The 2,383-nt window shown below is 62.7% G+C and carries 3 protein-coding genes; all 3 read right to left on the bottom strand.

The window, feature by feature from the left end; genetic code table 11:
* Positions 1–768 (bottom strand): NAD(P)-binding domain-containing protein (locus HV670_RS29730; protein ID WP_175108504.1); only part of this gene is annotated, 768 nt, incomplete at its 3' end.
* A gap of 42 nt (positions 769–810) precedes the next feature.
* Complete coding sequence (locus HV670_RS29725) at positions 811–1,095, bottom strand: MSMEG_0570 family nitrogen starvation response protein (protein WP_175108503.1); 285 nt, start codon at positions 1,093–1,095, stop codon at positions 811–813.
* 23 nt (positions 1,096–1,118) lie between these two features.
* Positions 1,119–2,291, bottom strand: coding sequence for an MSMEG_0565 family glycosyltransferase (locus tag HV670_RS29720; protein WP_425511492.1), 1,173 nt, complete (start codon positions 2,289–2,291; stop codon positions 1,119–1,121).
* Between the last annotated feature and the right edge of the window lie 92 nt (positions 2,292–2,383).

Genomic DNA, 2,383 nt, shown 5'->3' with positions numbered 1-2,383 from the left:
GCCAGTCACATAGTGATTGGTGTTGTCACGCACCCCTTCACGCAAGGGATGCTTTTCCACCGGCATGTCGTAGTACTGCATGTCCGCGAGCCAATCCACCACATCGCGCCCCCGATAAAAGCGGGCACAGCGTGGCGCGTCGCCCACCGCGAGCACCACCTTGCGTCCGGCCAGATGCAGGTCCTCGGCAATTTGCGCACCGGACTGCCCCGATCCCACCACCATTACCGCGCCCTCGGGCAGCGCCTGCGGGTTGCGATATTCCGACGACTGCAACTGCAAGATCTGCTCGGGCAGGCGTTCAGCCATGCGCGGCACGATCGGCGTGTGATAGCCGCCCGAGGCTACTACGACTTGATCGGCGGTGAAATCGCCCTGGCTCGTTGCTACCGCAAAAGTGCCGTCGTCCAGTCGCTTCACGCGTTTGACCTGTGTGTGCTCGATTACCGGCGCATCGACCATCGCGATGAAGCCATCGAGATACGCGATGATTTCATCCTTCTTCATAAAGCCATGCGGATCGTCGCCCGGGTACGGATATCCCGGCAACGCGCATTGCCAATTCGGCGTGACGAGGCAGAACGCGTCCCAGCGCTGGTTGCGCCAGGTATGCGTGACGGTTTGTTTCTCGATGACGAGGTGATCGACGCCGGCCTGCTTTAGGTAGTAACTGATCGACAGACCGGCCTGCCCGCCACCGACGACGAGCACGCTGTAGTGCCTATTCTCGCGCGTCCCGGCGCTTACGGAGTGCGCTGTGTTCGACATGTGCGTCCTTGCAAGTAAAAAAATGGGTGCGCCGGCCCGGGTTCAGACCAGTTCGATGACTTTCACGGTCGCATCGGCCCGATCGCGATAGCGGTCTGCGTCTCGCTCGATCTGCGCGAGCTGATCCATCGCTGCCGAGCAAGCGAAACCGTACTTCTGCCTCACGCGCTCCGAGGCAATGTTGAGTGCCTCGCGCGAGCGTTTGACAAAATCGTCGAGCGAATACGCATGGCCAGGCGTAAAAAACTCGCTGACCACCTGCGACGGCGAATAACAATTTGCTTCGTCCCCGTCGGGCCATTGAATTCGGAAGTGCATGACAGGCATAGAAATTCCCTTTGCTGATGGCTTTAGTGAATGGCAAGCGGCTGGTGTGCCAGCCACGCGCGATAGGCGTCGACATGACGGCGGGCGCTAGCGTCCCAGCTAAAGCGGGCAAGCAGCGCAGGCACCGCATGAGCAAAATCGATCGCACTATCGCCGCGAATCACGCGCAGCAGTGCTGCGGCAATCGAGTCTGCGTCGGTGGGGGTGGCCCAGAAACAGGTGGCGTCATCGAGGTATTCGGTGAACGGTGCGATCGCCGACGCCACCACCGGCGTGCCGCACGCGAGCGCTTCGAGGGCGACCAGGCCGAAGCCCTCGCGCACCGACACCATCGCCAGCACATCCGCGCTCCGGAATAAAGCCGGCATCGCGGCATCTTCGAGTGGCCCTGTGAGCACGATGCTTTCGTGCGCTCCGAGGGACAAACCGTGTTGCGCCGCGCACTGGATAAAACGCTGCGTGTACGCGTCGTGATCGAGAAGACTGGCACCGCCCGCGATGACAAGCTGGGCGAGCGGCAAGGCGCGGCGCACCAAGGCAAACCCATCCAGCAGCGCGAGCGTGTTCTTGCGCGCTTCGACGCCACCCACCGCGAGGATAAGCGTCCCCGCTCCGAGTCCTAGCCGTTGCCTGAGCGCCTCGTCTGCGGGTAGCGCCTGTGAGGTGTAACGCGTTGTGTCGACGCCGTTAGACACCGTGACCGCGGCGATTCCGTAACGACCTGACATCTCGCGTGTCCACGTGTCGCTCACACAGAAAACCTGGTCGGCGTCGCGGTACGCGCGTGCTTGCCATGCCGCAAGACGCGGATCATCGAAGTGATCGAGGTGGTGCACGGTGCGCACGAAACCGCGTATCACACCTTCCTCCTTGAGTTCGGCGAGTGCATTGCCGCTGATGCTGTCCTCGGCGTGCAAGACGTCGAAGGCCGTGGGGCCGTGCGCCCCCACACTCCTCTTCAATGCGCGGATGCGCGCATCGACCAGCGCAACGGTGCCTGCCTGCGAGTCCGTGACCGGCGCGTACACCACGCGACATGGCGCCGTGCGAAATAGCGTCTCGCCGTTCGTAGCCGGTGCAAACACCGTGACGTCATGTCCTTGCGCACTGAGTGCGCTCGCCAGCTCGAGCGTATGCACCACGCCGCCGCGCGGATTCACCGAGTGCGTCAGCAGCGCGATCCGCAATGCGTCCATGATCATCGCGGCACCTGATCGGCCGGGACGATAAACGGCTCGCTGCCGAAGTCCCACAACACTGCCACATCGTCCCCGCGATGGACGACCGC

Origin of the sequence: Pararobbsia alpina, from assembly GCF_902859895.1 — a bacterium.
GTDB lineage: Bacteria > Pseudomonadota > Gammaproteobacteria > Burkholderiales > Burkholderiaceae > Pararobbsia > Pararobbsia alpina.
The sequence above is the reverse complement of the archived record's forward strand: the minus strand, read 5'-3'. Positions and strand labels throughout refer to the sequence as shown.

Coding starts and splice junctions, on each gene's coding strand:
- HV670_RS29725 (WP_175108503.1), bottom strand. CDS start 1,095: ATGCCTGTCATGCACTTCCGAATTCAATGGCCCGACGGGGACGAAGCA.
- HV670_RS29720 (WP_425511492.1), bottom strand. CDS start 2,291: ATGGACGCATTGCGGATCGCGCTGCTGACGCACTCGGTGAATCCGCGC.